Origin of the sequence: Tenacibaculum sp. TC6, assembly GCF_050606265.1 — a bacterium.
Lineage (GTDB): Bacteria > Bacteroidota > Bacteroidia > Flavobacteriales > Flavobacteriaceae > Polaribacter.
In genome coordinates this window covers 45,698-61,222 of the sequence record NZ_JBOCUK010000013.1, presented here as the reverse complement: position 1 = coordinate 61,222, position 15,525 = coordinate 45,698, and the positions used below count along the sequence as shown (strand labels likewise).

Genomic DNA, 15,525 nt, shown 5'->3' with positions numbered 1-15,525 from the left:
ATCATTCCGATATACAACGAAGATTAATTATAAAAATACCTCAAAGGTAAAATAAAACACACCATAACCTTTTGAGTCAACTACCTCGGGACTAACTCCCGAGGTTTTCTGTATAACTGTTTAAAAATTTCGATACAAGTATCAGGATATTAAAATCTCACCTTACGAGTAATGTAGTTTTAAGAAAAGAAGAAGCTTCTTGTAAATTGAATGTTGAATTCGTTAAAAAAGAGCTTCACATGATAAAATTCCTAAGTCTATCTTTCTTCTTATCATTTTTACGTTCACATTTTATTTTCAACACATTGAAAATAAATACAATTGTTTTACTTTTATGTCAAAACGACAACAAAAAATTAAAGAATATGAAAACAAAAATGGAATTACTGCTTATTGCTCTGTATATCCTAATTTCTTGCAATAAAGTAAAAGATAAACCTGAGGTAATTGAGGTAACACCCGCCACACCTAAACAAGAAAAAGTTGATCAATTGGTCTATCAAGATATAACAGACTTGAATGAGTATAAAGGTTTTACTAAAGTTCTTGGAATGATTTTAGACGGAACAGATAAAGCTCTTGTTTACATTCAAAAAGACAATTTACAAGTGTTAGTTTTAGAACAAATTATAGAAACAGATACTTCAATGCCCAATTTTAAAATTCTTGATAAGGTTGAAGTAACTGCCGACAGTTCAAAACTATTCTCTGAACTTTCAGAATGTGAGTTAATTAATGAGGGTAATAATGGAGAATTTATTTTTGGTTTAGTCAATAATCAGGAAAAAGAATACTTTGATACAGATCATATTTTGAATGTATGGAAAATAGATCTAAAGAATAATAAATTCAAAGAAATTCCTTCAAAAGAAGTAAAGTGTTTGAACCAATGGTTTGGGTATGACGGATAAAAACGAAGCATTTCTTAAAAACAATCAGCAACAATTATAACCATGAAAACCAAAAATTATTTAGCTAACTGTTTTCTCCTTTTAATTCCTCTTATACTTTGGAATGTTGCACTTATTAACTACTTACCTAAAAAGTACAGAGCTGATAGTTTTAACAACCATATTCCTTTAATTATTAAGTATAGTGAAAACGGAATACGGCTTATCCTTTTTATACTTCCGGTATTTATGATTTTGTCGTTAAAAACCAACTTACAAAAGATTGGTTTTAGTATGTATATACTGGGAATCATTTTATATTTTTCTTCTTGGTTACTTGTAATTATAAACCCTGACTCTAGTTGGAGTCAGAGTTTAATTGGTTTTATGGCTCCGGCCTATACCACTATATTATTCTTTGTAGGTATTGGCTTAATAGGCAACAAGGCTTTTTTTTAATTCCCTCACCTTTCACTGGTATATATCAGTTTATCAATACTTTTTGTTATAGTACATTCACTACACACTTATATTGTTTTTATGAGGTAATATAAATTAGGACTCAAAATCACTCTTTTCTAATTCAAAAAGTTCTTCAACACTTTTCTCTAAAAACTTAGCAATTTTAAGAGACAACACTGTTGACGGAACGTAACGTCCGGTTTCTATATAAATAACCGTTTGTCTTGATACACTTAACAATTCGGCAAGAGCTTCTTGTGTTAATCTTTTTGCCTTTCTTTCAACTTTGACATTATTTTTCATTCTTATATATTCCTATGTGAACAATGTAATTAAAACGAATAATATAAGTAATCCAAAAAATAAATATTGCTACTATAAAAAAGAGGGTCAAACCTCCATCTCCCGGAGGAATTACACCTATCAAGATTAAACCTAAAATAAGAAACACAATTTGTAATAAAGCTGAAAATTGAAATGATTCTAAACGAATACTTCTAATTAACTCATCTTCAACTTTTTCTTTTGAAAAAGTTAAAGCATAGGTACCAAATAAAAAAGAAAAAAAGCCTATAACTGCTGTAGTTATGTTTATGGGTTTAGGATCTTTTATGCCCATAAAATAACATAGTTCAGATATCCATCCAACTTGCATGGAAATCCATAAGAAAAAACCAAGAGGAGCTATAATTGCTCCTATTTTTTTGAATTGATGTGGTAAAAGTTTTAGCATAATTATATTATTTTGTAAAGTTTACTTTACGTAAAGCTAGCTTTACATTTTTAAATAACCAAATTTTTTTATAAAAAATCACACTAATCGATATTCTACTCATATACAAAAAGTTAAATCATAAAAAAAATACACAACATATAGTTAATTGAAAAAGACTAACTTTACAGTTATAATCGGTAGTTAAGCAAACTCTTTCAATAATTAAAAATATCATGCAGCACAAAATTGAAGAAATTTGGATTGACTTAAATGAAGAACTTTTCTACTTTATTCTTTTAAAAGTAAAGGAAAAAGAAGTAGCAAAAGATATTTTGCAGGAGGTTTTTATAAAAATACAAACCAATATTCATCAGCTTCAACAACCATCAAAACTCACTTCTTGGGCGTATCAAATAACTCGTAATACTCTAATTGACTATTACAGAAAAAAGAAAAATAACAGTGCTCTGACAGAAAACTTGAATTTAGGTGAAGATGAACATCAGGATTTTGAGTATTCCAAACTTTCTGAATGCATTAACGGAAAAATAAACAACCTTTCTGATGAGTACAAAGAAGCTATTGTTTTAACGTATTTAAAAAACTTTTCTCAAAAACAGTTAGCTGAACATCTACAACTATCGTATTCAGGAGCTAAATCAAGAGTACAAAAAGCACGAAACATTCTTAAAAAAGACATACTAAACTGCCCAAATGTAGCATCGGATAATTCAGGAAAAATAATCGACTTTCTAGAAGAATAACTATTTTATTTCGTCTTTTTTAAACTTCTTACGTCCATAAGTTAAATCATTTAAAATTATTACAAATGGACAAAAAATTGACAGTAACTGTACAAATACTTAATGCTTTTACAGAACATAACCAAGGAGGTAATCCAGCGGGTGTTGTACTAAATGCAGATGATTTATCGAATGAGAATAAACTTGAAATTGCACGAAAAGTAGGACTGTCTGAAACTGCCTTTGTTTCCGGTTCTCAAATTGCTGATTACAAGCTAGATTTTTTTACACCTACAAAACAAATAGCTCATTGCGGACATGCTACAATTGCTACCTTTTCTTATATGAAACAACTTGGATTGCTTGCAAAAAACGAATCTTCGAAAGAAACTATTGATGGTAATCGAAAAATCAAACTTATTGACGAGTTGGCTTTTATGGAACAAACAGCTCCTAAATACACCAATGTAAAAGATAAAGAAGAGTTTATCTTACATTCTTTAGGTCTTAATAAAAATCAACTTGCAGAGCATTCCCCTATTAAATTAGTAAATACCGGAAACTCTTTTGTAATCATTCCTCTTAAATCAAGTTTAGACCTAGCCTTATTAAAACCTGATTACAATTGTATCAATAAAATTAGTGAAGAACTTGACTTAATTGGATACTATGTTTTTACAACAGATACTGAAATTGAAGAACTTGATGCTACTACAAGAATGTTTGGCCCTCGTTATGGTATTATAGAAGAGTCAGGAACCGGAATGGCTGCAGGACCACTCGCTTGTTATTTATACGATGTTTTAAATATAAAGAAAAGTAGGTTCAACATACAACAAGGTAAATTTATGAAACCACCTTCTAAAAGCCGTATTATAGTTGACTTACAAGTAGAAGATACTAAAATTACGAGTCTTATGGCCGGCGGTAAAGGAGTTTTAAAAGACCAATTATGTTTTGATATTACTCTTTAAAATCAATAGATTGTATTATATAATTCTTTACAAGTTTTCTATTCAATTTGTATTTACTAAATTGGGTGTTTAAACAAGACAATTCTAACTTAATAGTTATCATTGTTTTACATAAAAAAACTAAAAAAGATTATAAAAAATGATTATAGAACCACGAATGAGAGGGTTTATTTGTTTGACATCACACCCAACCGGATGTAAAAAAAACGTAATAAATCAAATTGAGTATACTAAAAATAAAGGAGCTATCACTGGTCCTAAAAATGTATTAGTTATCGGAGCCTCTACAGGGTTTGGACTTGCCTCAAGAATTGTGAGTGCTTTTGGAGCCAATGCTTCAACTATTGGCGTTTTCTTTGAAAAAGCGCCTTCTGAAGGAAAAACTGCCTCACCGGGATGGTATAACAGCGCAGCCTTTCAAAAAGAAGCGCTTAATGCCGGTTTGTATGCAAAAAGTATTAATGGAGATGCTTTTTCCGATGAAATTAAAACCAAAACCATTGAGGTAATAAAAAATGATTTAGGTAAAATTGACTTGGTTATTTATAGTTTGGCATCACCGGTTAGAACTGACCCTAAAACCGGAATAACTCACAGATCTGTATTAAAACCTATAGGGCAAACGTTTTCTAATAAAACCGTAGATTTTCATACAGGCAATGTTAGTACCATTACTATTGAGCCTTGTGCTGATTCAGAAATTGACAACACTGTAAAAGTAATGGGGGGCGAAGATTGGAAAATGTGGATGGAAGCTCTTTTAGAAGCCAATGTACTTTCTGAAAATGCCATGACTCTTGCTTATTCTTACATCGGTCCTCAAGTTACAGAAGCTGTTTATAGAAAAGGAACTATTGGTAAAGCTAAAGATCATCTTGAAGCTACAGCTTTTGACATAACTTCTCTACTTAAATCCATTAACGGAAAAGCTTATGTTTCTGTAAATAAAGCTTTAGTTACTCAGGCTAGCTCAGCAATTCCTGTTATTCCTTTATACATTTCTTTATTGTATAAAACCATGAAGGAAAAAGGAATACATGAAGGATGTATTGAACAAATAGATCGTTTATTCAGAGAACGTCTTTATACAAATGAGGCTATTTTGTTAGATGAAAAAGAGCGTATTAGAATAGATGATTGGGAAATGAGAGAAGATGTTCAAGATAAAATTACTCAATTATGGGCTCAGGCAGATACTGATACTCTTCCGAATATTGGTGATTTACCGGGATATAAATCTGACTTTTTAAACTTATTTGGTTTCGGTTTTGAAGGCATTAACTATTTAGAAGATGTAAATGAAAATATTCCTATTGAAGGATTAGTATAAATTACTTACTACGGATAAGTATTATAGTATTCTAGCTATATACTTATCCGTTATTTACCAATAAAAAAAGGAATGACCAAAATAAAAATAATCGGAATTTGCGGAAGTGCCAGCAAAAATTCCGGTAACCTTTCCATTTTACAATACATTGCCACATCTGAAAAATCAGAACTTGATATTGAAATTATTGAAGATTTAACTGAATTTCCTCATTTTAGAACTGAATTAACGGACGAAAACATTCCTGAAAAAATTATTGATTTTAGAAATAAAATTCTCAATGCAGACGGAGTCATCATCTCTACTCCGGAGTATGTATTTAGTATTCCTAGCGGGCTAAAAAACATGATTGAATGGTGTGTATCTACTACCGTATTTTCAGATAAACCAACCGGACTCATTACTGCTTCATCAAGTGGAAAAAAAGCTCATGAAGAGCTAAAATTAATTATGAATACGATACAGGCTCAATTTACAGAGAATACCACTCTATTAATTTCCGGAATTAAAGGTAAAGTTGCTAAAGACGGAGACATCATTGATGAAAAAACAAAAAAAGAACTAATTGAGTTTATTAGATCTTTTAAAGAAATAACCCAAAAAGACTGCCCCACATATGAATAACTAATCAATTGTGAAATTTGGTAATTACAAGTTATAATGCTAAAAGCAACTACTCTATCCATAAATTACCGACAGCATAGGTTTTAGCTTTTCCTCCAACAATTACTCTATCTTTTTTATTTTGACATTTTAACACCCCTGTTCTTTCAGAAACTTGTATGGCATCAAGATGGTTTTTATTTAATCTGGAACTCCAAAAAGGGATTAATGAACAATGAGAAGAACCGGTAACAGGATCTTCCAAAATAGAGGATTGAGGAGTAAAATATCTCGATACAAAATCACTGTTATTTCCTACAGAAGTAATAACTACGCCACCAGGATCAAGATTAATTTGATCAAAAGTTTGTCTATCTATTTTCACATTTCTTATTACCTCCTCAGAATCATAAACCAAAACATAATCTCTTGATTTAAATACTTCTTTAGGTTGTATATTTAATGATTGTTGAATTAGTAAAGGTAATTCTGAAGCAACGGGCATTCTGGATGGAAAATCCATAAAATAGAAATCATTTTGAATTGTGATAATTAAATCTCCACTCAATGTTTCAAATATTATCTCCTTACGAGGATCATTTAAAATTGAATGTAAACAATGAGCTGTTGCTAAGGTTGCATGGCCACATAAATCCATTTCTATTTCCGGAGTAAACCACCTTAAATGTATTTTCTCTCCTTTATCAACAAAAAAAGCGGTTTCTGCTACAGCATTTTCTTTAGCTATTTTTAAAAGAATTTCATCCGGCAACCAATTTTGTAACGGAACAACACAAGCCGGGTTACCTCCAAAAATTTTATCTGTAAAAGCATCTATCTGAAATAAGGGTAACTTCATAATTAATTAAATTTTTTATCTAGTTTATCTGCATAATATTCAATTGCTTTTCGATACTCTTGAACTCCTTTATCAGAACTCGTAGTCGCAACAACATGTAACAATAAATTCATTGCTTCTTTATGCTTATTTACATTGTACAATGCCATTGCTTTAAAAACTTTATACTCATTATTCAACGGAAATTCTTGAATAGCTTTGTCAAAAAGATGTATTGATTTTTCATATTCTCCTATACATCGATAAGTACTTCCCAATCCTAAGTAACAACCTATCAAATCTTCATCTTCTAAACCTAACTCAAGGGCTTTTTCATATTTCGGACGAGCTTCTGTTTCTCTTTCCATATTATCACAAAGCCAAGCATAATGATAATAAAGTTGCCCTTCATTCGGATATTCTTCTATCAATTCTTTTAATAACACTTCTGATTCTGCATAGCTTTTACTACTTCTTAATGCTATTGCTCTTGTTAATTTTTCTCTCATATTTCTTATTCGTTGGTTTTAAAATTCAAAATCATTTTTTAAATGATTCCACGTAACAGCTCACCAAAAAATATCTTTAATAGCTTTTCACAAAAATACACATAATAAAAGATCATAACATAATACACTTCTGTACTCAAAAACAAAACGTTTAAGGATACTGCTTTTAAAATCCTATTTTTTAAAGTATCTTTAAGCAACTGAGTATGAAATAGTACATACCTCTAAAAAATATCAACCAAAAACTAACCAAAAAAAATGACAAAACCTTTACACGAAAAGTCTGCCTCATGCTGGAACTGTGATGGAGACATTACCGTTGTTACACAACGTCTTAAAGAGATGTTTGTAGAAATGGGACAAAAAACCAGAATTGAAAACGGTCAACAACCAGCCGAAAGAGCTGTTTTTAGAAAACAACATGGTATTGCTTACGGAAAGTTTGTTATAAACAAAGACATTAACGAAAAGTTTAAAATCGGAATTTTTGCCGGTGACACTTACGAATGTGCCGTACGATTTTCAAGTGATACGACACCTACCTCCCCTGACTTACATTCAACTTTAGGTGTAGGCCTTAAGCTTTTTGGAGTTGAAGGACCTAAATTACTAGGAGAAGGTACTAATGCCGATTTTATTTTCCAAAATATCGATCGTTTTTTTGCTAGGGATGCTCAACAAATGTGCAGCTTTACAACTGCCGGAGTTATTGATAGAGATTACAATTCGTATATTGATAAACATCCGGAATTAGCCGCTATTTTACAAGCAATGACTAAAGAAGAAGCCAGCGTTTTAAGTGCTAGCTACTGGGCTATACTTCCATTTAAATTAGGGAATACCCAGATTGTAAAATATCGTTTGGTACCTGAAGATACTTATGAAGGAACTCCATTTGATGATAAAAATTACTTAGCTATTGACTTACAACAACGTTTATTAAAAAACGCAGCTACTTTCCGCTTTGAGATTCAGCTAAGAACTAATGATGCCACCATGCCTTTAGACAATGCTCAAGTGGTATGGAGTACAGAAGAAAGTCCATATATATGCATTGCCAAATTACATTTACCTCAACAAGATGTTTCTAGTATTGGTCAAGCAGGATTTGGAAGCAATTTAGCTTTCAATATATGGAGAACCCTTCCTGAACATGAGCCTTTAGGTTCTATTGCACAAGCTCGTAAAGTTGTGTATGCTGCTAGTGCAGAAGCCAGACACCAAGCAAACGGACAACAATTACAAGAGCCTAAAGAAATAAATCCCGGTTTTGTAGGGAATACAGACGAAAATAGCGACTGTATTGTTAAAGCGGGCATCTACCCTCCTATCGGGGTTATGAGAGTAGGTAATAGTAAAACAGACTATTTTATAGGTCCGTTAATAGACAATCCGGAACCTCAAGCTGATCCTTATGCCTACAGAGATAAAACAGGAGCTTTAAAAAGACAAGCAGCTCAATTCAGAATTTACGGCTTTAATGCTGCCGGTAAAGCTGTTAAAGAGTTAACTGCTGAAAATGCTTCTATTACCTGGCATTGTCATTTAGCAAATCAAAAATCGTCATGGTACCAGTTTAATATTGCTTTAGACATTCCGGAAGCTGCAGACACTCCGCCTTCTATGCTTCGTAATATTGATGTAAAAGACAGAAGTTCTTTATTAATAGACGGTGGTGCTAAGTCTGTTACAGGAGTTAATATTCATGAAGGACCATTTTTTGAAGGAGAATTTTTATCTAAAAAAGTGTATTTAGGTGAAATGCGTACCGATGAAAAAGGGCGTTTACTTATGTTAGGAGGTTTTGGTAAATCAGAAAATATTAATGGTGATATTGCTATTACTTTTGCTAATAATGAAGGTTGGCATGATGATATTTCCGACGGTCCGGTTACTGCCGAAGTTGAATACAACGGCACCAAACTGAAAGTAGATCCGGCTTGGGTAATTTGCGCTCCGCCTGATTATGCTCCTATGCAGAAGTCTGTACGTACTATGTGGGATTTAATGCGTGACGTAGCTGTAAAATCAGGAATGTTAGTGCGCCCAGCTCGCCCATCTTTTACGAAAGATATCTTACCAATTTTTCAAAGAATGACTGATTTACAATGGGTAAATGCCGGTTTTGCAGGAGCCTTTGGTTGGGGAGGTCAATTTAATTATACATCTGTAGAATGGATTAAAAGATTGGGAAATCCGTCACCTGCTTATATGGAAATGCGTAGAACGATTTCTAATAATTTTAGACGTTTTGATGTTTCCGGTGCCGAAGCTCCACAATTATGGCCTTGGTTGTATGGTGATGCTATTAGTATCCCTTCTACAGGATCTGTACGTCAACATGCTACCTTATCAGAACTTCAATTAGAGTTTTTAGATCAATGGGTAAAAGGTGATTTTGAAGCTGATTATGTGGATATGACAGGGTGCCCTCACACGCCAAAGACTCCAACCCTAGATGAGCTTCCCTTAGCAGAACAACCGGACATGCTTACTAAAGCTGCTATGGAATTTTGTTTGGCTGATGCTTTCCATCCGGGTTGCGAAATGACTTGGCCTATGCGTTCTTCAGGAATGTATATGGCTCCTTTCCGCATTAAACATGCTCCAAAAACTCCGCCTGCCAATACTGTATACTATGGTCCTATTATGAATAATGATGTATTACCATTAGCCAGAGGTCCCATTTTAGGAGGTCAGGTTGCCGGCGGAATTACTCGTTGGATGGCTATTCCTTGGCAAACAGATACTGCAAGTTGTAGAGATGGATACACCAGTGCATACGATCCGTATTTACCTACTTTCTGGCCGGCAAGAGTACCTAATAATGTGCTCAACGAAAAACGTTACCAACAAACTATGGATACTAACTTATCAGAAGAAACGAGAATTCAAGCTTTTAATTTCAGATCGGACTGGTTAGACAATTTACCTTTAGACGGTCAAGCACCTACCTATACCAATCAAATTAACAGTATGATTAAGTATTTTGATAAACTGGCGGTGGTTCAAAAACGTCCGGGGGTTCCTAATGATCCTAATTTCCCGAATGAAATGCAAGTAGGAATTACTCCTACTCCGGAACAAGAGGCTGCTTTATTAAAGGCTACCTTACATGATTTAGAACACGTTTTAAATAGAAATAAGAATGTACAGGAAAGTACACAAAAAGTACTGCATACTGCAGTTGAAAAATTATCACATGATAACTTATTAAATGAACAGTTTTTATTAGAAAGTGCTAAAGACGAATTGTTAACCTTAGTTGATAGTGAATTAATCAATGATTTTAAAGATACTAGTAATGTTACCAATACGATACATCTTATCGCTTCAAAATTACACACGATACAACAATCAAAATCTCACCAGGAAACTGCTCCTAAAAGAGTGGAAGTGGGTATTCCTGAAAAGATGACTCGTTTTTCAAGATACATGCCAAAATAATTTTTGGGTATGTTAAACAAACCAGTTCACATAACTGAGATACTTATTATAGGTGGCGGCATTGCAGGTTGCATTGCTGCCATTTCTTTAGCTGAACACTTTCAGGTAACGCTTATTGATAAATTAGAAGAACCTGTTGAGCGTGTTGGCGAGTCATTAGCTCCGGCTGCTCAACGTATCTTACGCCAATTACACCTTTTAGAAGATGAACCTGAATGGTTACAACAACAATTATTTCATCCTAATTTAGGTATGCAATCCTATTGGGGAAGTAATCAAGTTCATTTTGTAGATCATTTACGAAATCCTGACGGTTTTTCTCGTAGTTTAGACCGGCAAAAATTTGAGCGTTATTTAAGAAAAGTAGCAGAAAAAAGAGGGGTTTCTTGTATTTGGGGAGCAAAACTTCACAATAGCTCTTATACTAAAAATGGTTGGGAAGTTATTTTTAAATCTAACACCGTAAAAAACAGAAATACCTACTGCATCACAGCTTCTTTTGTTATCGATGCTACAGGAAGAAATAGCCATTTTACACGTACTTTAGGGATCACAAGAACGCATTATGATAAATTAGTGTCCTGCTGGATGAGCTTTCCTAATACAGAAGTTAATACCATGAGTACTATAGTTTCTGAGCAATTAGGTTGGTGGTATAGCGCCGTGGTTCCCGGTAACAAAAGAATACTTTCTTTTCAAACCGATGCAGATTTAGTTGCACGCAGTACATTTAAAACTACGGAAAACTTTTTAGAACTTATTAATACCAACACTATTATGCATCAATTAGTAAAAAAAACAGCTATTAATACCATTAATTTTCATGGTGCTGTAAGTGCTAATTCAACTCGTTTAAACCAAGTAGCTGGTAAACAATGGATTGCTTTAGGAGATGCTGCTATTAGTTTTGATCCTTTATCATCACAAGGAATGTTTAATGCTATGGCTTGTGCTGTGCAGGTAAAAGAGTTATTAATGAATTTTAATTTTATAAACACTCTTGATCCTTCTAAAATAGAAGATTTTAATCATGCCTATTCAGAGCAAATAGAAGCTGTTTGGAAACATTACCTAAAGCATAAAAATATTTTTTACAGCGTAGAAACTCGCTGGCAAGAGTCTCCTTTTTGGCTTAGAAGGCATCAATTCTCTAAAGTCATTTAACTACTATATAAATATAGCTAACCGCATATTTTTTTCATTAATAAACCTCCCTGCTTACTTGTTTTCAGCAGGGAGGTTTTTAGCTATATATCAATCTTATAACTATTTTCGTTTATGTCAACTTACTTTAATTTGTTTTTCATAAACTCTTCAACCTCTTGCTTAGCTTTTAAAAGCTCCACTTCATTAAATGTTTTTCCTTCCGATCTTTCTATATAAGCATTAAACGCATGACTTAAATATAACGGTGACGTAGGATTTCCTGTAGAAAAGTTTACGGTATTATGGCAACTAAAACAATTCGCTAAATTACCTGCATTAATTTCAGAAAGACTACTTTTAAATGTTTGTGTATATGTTTCCATAGTAACATTAGCACAGTTTACAGAACCTCTGGTATGTGCTCCCGGTTTTGAATCACTTAAAGAATCATTTAATTTAACCAACAATTCTGCTTGTTTTTTTGAATTTAATCCATCAGTATCTATCCAAAGAGATCCATTATAGAAATAATGATTCCAAACATCTTTTAAATTCTTTTTTACACAGTCGTTAATGTTTTGGATATTATCAAAATTTACAGATTCTTCCTGACTTGTTTTCATAAAATTTCCTGTACTGTCTCTTGGTACTCCAAACTTAAACAAGTCATATGCTCTGTATTTTTCCTTAGCACTTCCATTACTCCAAGTAATACCATCAATTCCTATAGTAGTTCCTTCAGCAAATAATAATTTATTGGTAGATGAACTTGCTTTATTTTCTTTCCAGTTATAATTAGGAGCTAATTCATCATGTTCAAAAGTAGCCCAAATAAATTCCGGGTGATTTTCTACCACTCCAACTACGTGCATTCCTAATAAGGCTACTTCTGTATTAGTATAATTTTTACCATCTCTACTAATTGCTGCAACCGTAGTATAATAATTAGCTATTTTATCTTCCGGTATGGCACTTTTAGCTACCCACGATACTTTTAGTTCTAATGAACCTACCGGGAAAGTAGCTAAGTTATTTTTTGCTAATGCACCGCTAGCTAAAGAATCTTTATATTTTTCTGCTGCTTTTTGCATTGTAGGGCTGATGTGTATTGAATAAAAAACAGTTTCTGACACATTGTTTTTATTATACGCAGGATTGGTTTTTAAAACCCCGCTTGATCCGGCTTGTAAAGTATCTGTTAATACTACCGCAGCACCTTCTTTTGGTTCAACTTTTTGTAAATGTGAAGTAACCTGATGCATTCTTTCAGGGTTTAAAAACAAAGGTAATTTTGTTTTAATTACAATAGGAGTTGGTTCTCCTTGAGTTATAATAGGAATTAATGTTACTTCTACTGTTGGCTTAGTTGCCCATAAAAATTTTTGCCATGACCATTGATGAAAAATAGCATTGGTGGTACTTATTGTGTCAAAAGGACTTCCTTTTCCTTCTGCCGGCGGTGGTGTTTTTGCATGAGGAAACCAATCACTCATACATAAACTGCTATCTACTTTAGCATTGTAAGCTACCGCTTCTTCTTTTTTTTCTGTTTCTTTTTCCTTCTTTTTACAAGAGTTTAAAGAAGCAACACCTATAATGAGTAAGGTGCTCATAATTAATCTAAAAGGTTTTTTCATGGTAAGTTAGTTTTGTTGATTCTTAAAAACAAAAATGAAAAATTTAACAATATAATTGTTAAAAAAATGTCATGAATATCAAAATTCAAGTTATAAAATCGTCCTTTTTCGTTTCAAGTGTAAACTCTAAATTTCACCTAGCTTAAAGTTGCTAGTATTTAAGGGATCCTTTTTAGAAAAAACAATTACTTTTGCAGGCTTTTTTTTATCTTTAAAAACAAAAAAAATGAATACACACGAAGAATTTATGAGTGAAGCTGTAAAGGCAGCTTTAAAAGGAATGCAAAACAATGAAGGAGGCCCGTTTGGGTGTATTGTTGTTAAAGACGGGATAATTGTTGGAAAAGGAAATAATAAAGTTACCTCTACCAATGATCCTACGGCTCATGCTGAAGTTACTGCCATTCGTGATGCTTGCAAAAATTTAGGTTCTTTTCAATTGGATGGTTGCATTGTCTATACTTCATGTGAACCTTGCCCTATGTGTTTAGGTGCAATTTACTGGGCTCGTCCTGATAAAGTGTACTACGGTAGTAACCAACAAGATGCTGCCAATATTGGTTTTGATGATGCTTTTATTTATAAAGAAATACCGCTTCCGTATGAAAAAAGAAGTATTCCTTTTGAACAATTGGGAAGAGAAATTGCCTTAGAGCCTTTTCAAAAGTGGACGGAAAAAGAAGACAAAATAGAATACTAAGCTTATGGTTATTTTAGAAAACGAATATATATCTACTCATATACAGCCTTTGGGTGCTGAGTTAACAAAAATATATTCAAAGCAAACAAATATTGACTATTTATGGAGTGGTGACGCTAGTTTTTGGAAGCGCCACGCTCCTATTTTATTTCCTATTGTTGGTAAGTTAATAAATAATACATATTTGGTAAATGAGCAGGAATATACGTTACCTCAACATGGTTTTGCCAGAGATTTAGTTTTTACCGTTACGCATCAAAATGCACATTCGGTAGTTTTTGAGCTGCAACATACTAAAGAAACATTAGCGGTGTATCCTTATAAATTTACCTTACAGATAAGTTATGAATTGAATAAAAATCAACTATTGGTTTCTTATACTGTAATTAATACTGATGATTCCTCTATTTATTTTTCAATAGGTGCGCATCCTGCTTTTAACTGTCCTTTAGTTACCAACACTAATTTTAATGATTACTATATTGAGTTTGAAGTTGATGAAAATCCGACACAACATTTCTTAAATCCTAAAACCGGATTTAGAACCTCTCAAACTAAAAAAGTATCTCTAGGTAAACAGATTCAACTTTCACATGATTTATTTGATAATGATGCCATGATGTTTGAAGGAATTCAATCTTCTACCGTTTCTTTAAAATCACACCAACATAATCATGGAATTCATATGCATATTCCTAACTGGAAATACTTAGCTTTTTGGACTCAAAAGGGACAAGCCCCTTTTATTTGTTTTGAACCTTGGATGGGAATTGCCGATCAAGAGGATACTAACCAAATATATGAAACAAAAACAGGCATACTAAAACTTGAGGTGGCTACTACTTATACAAATAAGTACATATTGGAGTTTTTTTAAGAGTTAGAAATATTTATTTGTATCTTACTCCTATGATTTCAGAAGTCGATTCTTACTTAAAAAATGGTTGCGGTCGTTGCTCCTACTTTGAAACACCTCAATGTAAAGTACATACTTGGACGCGTGAGTTAAAATTACTTAGAGACCTTGTTCTTAATTGTGGTTTAGAAGAAACTTTAAAATGGTCGCAACCTTGTTATACTTTTCAAGGAAAAAACGTAGTTATGGTAACTGCTTTTAAAGAATATGCTACTCTTTCTTTTTTTAAAGGAAGTTTATTAGACGATCCATATAAAATTTTAGTAGCTCCCGGAAAAAACTCTCAATCGGTACGACAATTACGCTTTACTAATCCTCAAAAAATTGTTGAATCAACTTCAATTTTAAAAGAGTATATTTTCAGTGCAATTGAAATAGAAAAACAAGGGTTAACTGTTGATTTTAAAAAGGAGCCTGAGTCTTTACCTAATGAATTAGTAGTTAAATTTAATGAACTTCCTGATTTTAAATTAGCTTTTGAGCAATTAACTCCGGGGCGTCAGCGAGGATATATTCTTTATTTTTCTCAACCCAAACAATCAAAAACCAGACTTAGCAGAATAGAAAAACATATTCCTTCCATTTTTGCGGGTAAGGGATTACATGACCGATAAT

At 32.8% G+C, this 15,525-nt stretch carries 16 protein-coding genes; 11 read left to right on the top strand and 5 right to left on the bottom strand.

Annotation, left to right across the window (positions count from 1 at the left end; translation table 11 throughout):
* Positions 1 to 365 precede the first annotated feature (365 nt).
* Together ACQY1Q_RS09250 and ACQY1Q_RS09245 are read left to right on the top strand one after the other, a co-directional pair.
* Positions 366 to 911, top strand: coding sequence for a hypothetical protein (locus tag ACQY1Q_RS09250; protein ID WP_431005025.1), 546 nt, complete (start codon positions 366 to 368; stop codon positions 909 to 911).
* 42 nt (positions 912 to 953) lie between these two features.
* Positions 954 to 1,349, top strand: a complete 396-nt coding sequence (locus ACQY1Q_RS09245) for a hypothetical protein (protein WP_431005024.1) — start codon at positions 954 to 956, stop codon at positions 1,347 to 1,349.
* Between the two features lie 96 nt (positions 1,350 to 1,445).
* On the opposite strand, the gene ACQY1Q_RS09240 is transcribed toward ACQY1Q_RS09245, so the two are convergent.
* Together ACQY1Q_RS09240 and ACQY1Q_RS09235 are read right to left on the bottom strand one after the other, a co-directional pair.
* Positions 1,446 to 1,655, bottom strand: coding sequence for a helix-turn-helix transcriptional regulator (locus tag ACQY1Q_RS09240; RefSeq protein WP_431005023.1), 210 nt, complete (start codon positions 1,653 to 1,655; stop codon positions 1,446 to 1,448).
* Entirely contained in the window at positions 1,645 to 2,085 is a 441-nt protein-coding gene (locus ACQY1Q_RS09235) for a hypothetical protein (RefSeq protein ID WP_431005022.1), read from the bottom strand. The genes ACQY1Q_RS09240 and ACQY1Q_RS09235 overlap by 11 nt, the downstream gene beginning before the upstream one ends.
* Before the next feature lie 215 nt (positions 2,086 to 2,300).
* Here ACQY1Q_RS09235 and sigZ point away from each other — a divergent pair, with 215 nt between their 5' ends.
* From sigZ to ACQY1Q_RS09215, 4 genes are all read left to right on the top strand, one after another.
* Positions 2,301 to 2,831 (top strand): RNA polymerase sigma factor SigZ, encoded by a 531-nt coding sequence (gene sigZ, locus ACQY1Q_RS09230; protein WP_431005021.1) that lies wholly within the window; start codon positions 2,301 to 2,303, stop codon positions 2,829 to 2,831.
* A gap of 65 nt (positions 2,832 to 2,896) precedes the next feature.
* Complete coding sequence (locus ACQY1Q_RS09225; protein WP_431005020.1) at positions 2,897 to 3,784, top strand: PhzF family phenazine biosynthesis protein; 888 nt, start codon at positions 2,897 to 2,899, stop codon at positions 3,782 to 3,784.
* A 139-nt stretch (positions 3,785 to 3,923) separates the two neighbouring features.
* On the top strand, positions 3,924 to 5,114 hold the full coding sequence (gene fabV, locus ACQY1Q_RS09220) for an enoyl-ACP reductase FabV (protein WP_431005019.1): 1,191 nt from the start codon (positions 3,924 to 3,926) through the stop codon (positions 5,112 to 5,114).
* A 72-nt stretch (positions 5,115 to 5,186) separates the two neighbouring features.
* Positions 5,187 to 5,738 (top strand): NADPH-dependent FMN reductase, encoded by a 552-nt coding sequence (locus ACQY1Q_RS09215; RefSeq protein ID WP_431005018.1) that lies wholly within the window; start codon positions 5,187 to 5,189, stop codon positions 5,736 to 5,738.
* Between the two features lie 49 nt (positions 5,739 to 5,787).
* Here the strand turns inward: ACQY1Q_RS09215 and ACQY1Q_RS09210 are convergent, their stop codons facing one another.
* Both ACQY1Q_RS09210 and ACQY1Q_RS09205 read right to left on the bottom strand, forming a co-directional pair.
* Positions 5,788 to 6,576, bottom strand: coding sequence for a PhzF family phenazine biosynthesis protein (locus tag ACQY1Q_RS09210; protein WP_431005017.1), 789 nt, complete (start codon positions 6,574 to 6,576; stop codon positions 5,788 to 5,790).
* A 2-nt stretch (positions 6,577 to 6,578) separates the two neighbouring features.
* Positions 6,579 to 7,064, bottom strand: coding sequence for a tetratricopeptide repeat protein (locus ACQY1Q_RS09205; protein ID WP_431005016.1), 486 nt, complete (start codon positions 7,062 to 7,064; stop codon positions 6,579 to 6,581).
* 258 nt (positions 7,065 to 7,322) lie between these two features.
* On the opposite strand from ACQY1Q_RS09205, the gene ACQY1Q_RS09200 reads away from it, so the two are divergent.
* Complete coding sequence (locus ACQY1Q_RS09200; protein ID WP_431005015.1) at positions 7,323 to 10,511, top strand: LodA/GoxA family CTQ-dependent oxidase; 3,189 nt, start codon at positions 7,323 to 7,325, stop codon at positions 10,509 to 10,511.
* 9 nt (positions 10,512 to 10,520) lie between these two features.
* Positions 10,521 to 11,675 (top strand): NAD(P)/FAD-dependent oxidoreductase, encoded by a 1,155-nt coding sequence (locus ACQY1Q_RS09195; RefSeq protein ID WP_431005014.1) that lies wholly within the window; start codon positions 10,521 to 10,523, stop codon positions 11,673 to 11,675.
* A gap of 122 nt (positions 11,676 to 11,797) precedes the next feature.
* On the opposite strand, the gene ACQY1Q_RS09190 is transcribed toward ACQY1Q_RS09195, so the two are convergent.
* Complete coding sequence (locus ACQY1Q_RS09190; RefSeq protein ID WP_431005013.1) at positions 11,798 to 13,294, bottom strand: hypothetical protein; 1,497 nt, start codon at positions 13,292 to 13,294, stop codon at positions 11,798 to 11,800.
* 226 nt (positions 13,295 to 13,520) lie between these two features.
* Here ACQY1Q_RS09190 and ACQY1Q_RS09185 point away from each other — a divergent pair, with 226 nt between their 5' ends.
* Genes ACQY1Q_RS09185 through ACQY1Q_RS09175 form a run of 3 tightly spaced genes read left to right on the top strand, consistent with a single transcriptional unit; the run spans position 13,521 to position 15,524 of the window.
* Positions 13,521 to 13,994 (top strand): nucleoside deaminase, encoded by a 474-nt coding sequence (locus ACQY1Q_RS09185; RefSeq protein WP_431005012.1) that lies wholly within the window; start codon positions 13,521 to 13,523, stop codon positions 13,992 to 13,994.
* Between the two features lie 4 nt (positions 13,995 to 13,998).
* Positions 13,999 to 14,871: an aldose 1-epimerase family protein gene (locus ACQY1Q_RS09180; RefSeq protein ID WP_431005011.1), complete on the top strand. Its 873-nt coding sequence runs from the start codon at positions 13,999 to 14,001 to the stop codon at positions 14,869 to 14,871.
* 32 nt (positions 14,872 to 14,903) lie between these two features.
* Entirely contained in the window at positions 14,904 to 15,524 is a 621-nt protein-coding gene (locus tag ACQY1Q_RS09175; protein ID WP_431005010.1) for a YdeI/OmpD-associated family protein, read from the top strand.
* The last annotated feature ends 1 nt before the right edge of the window (position 15,525 follow it).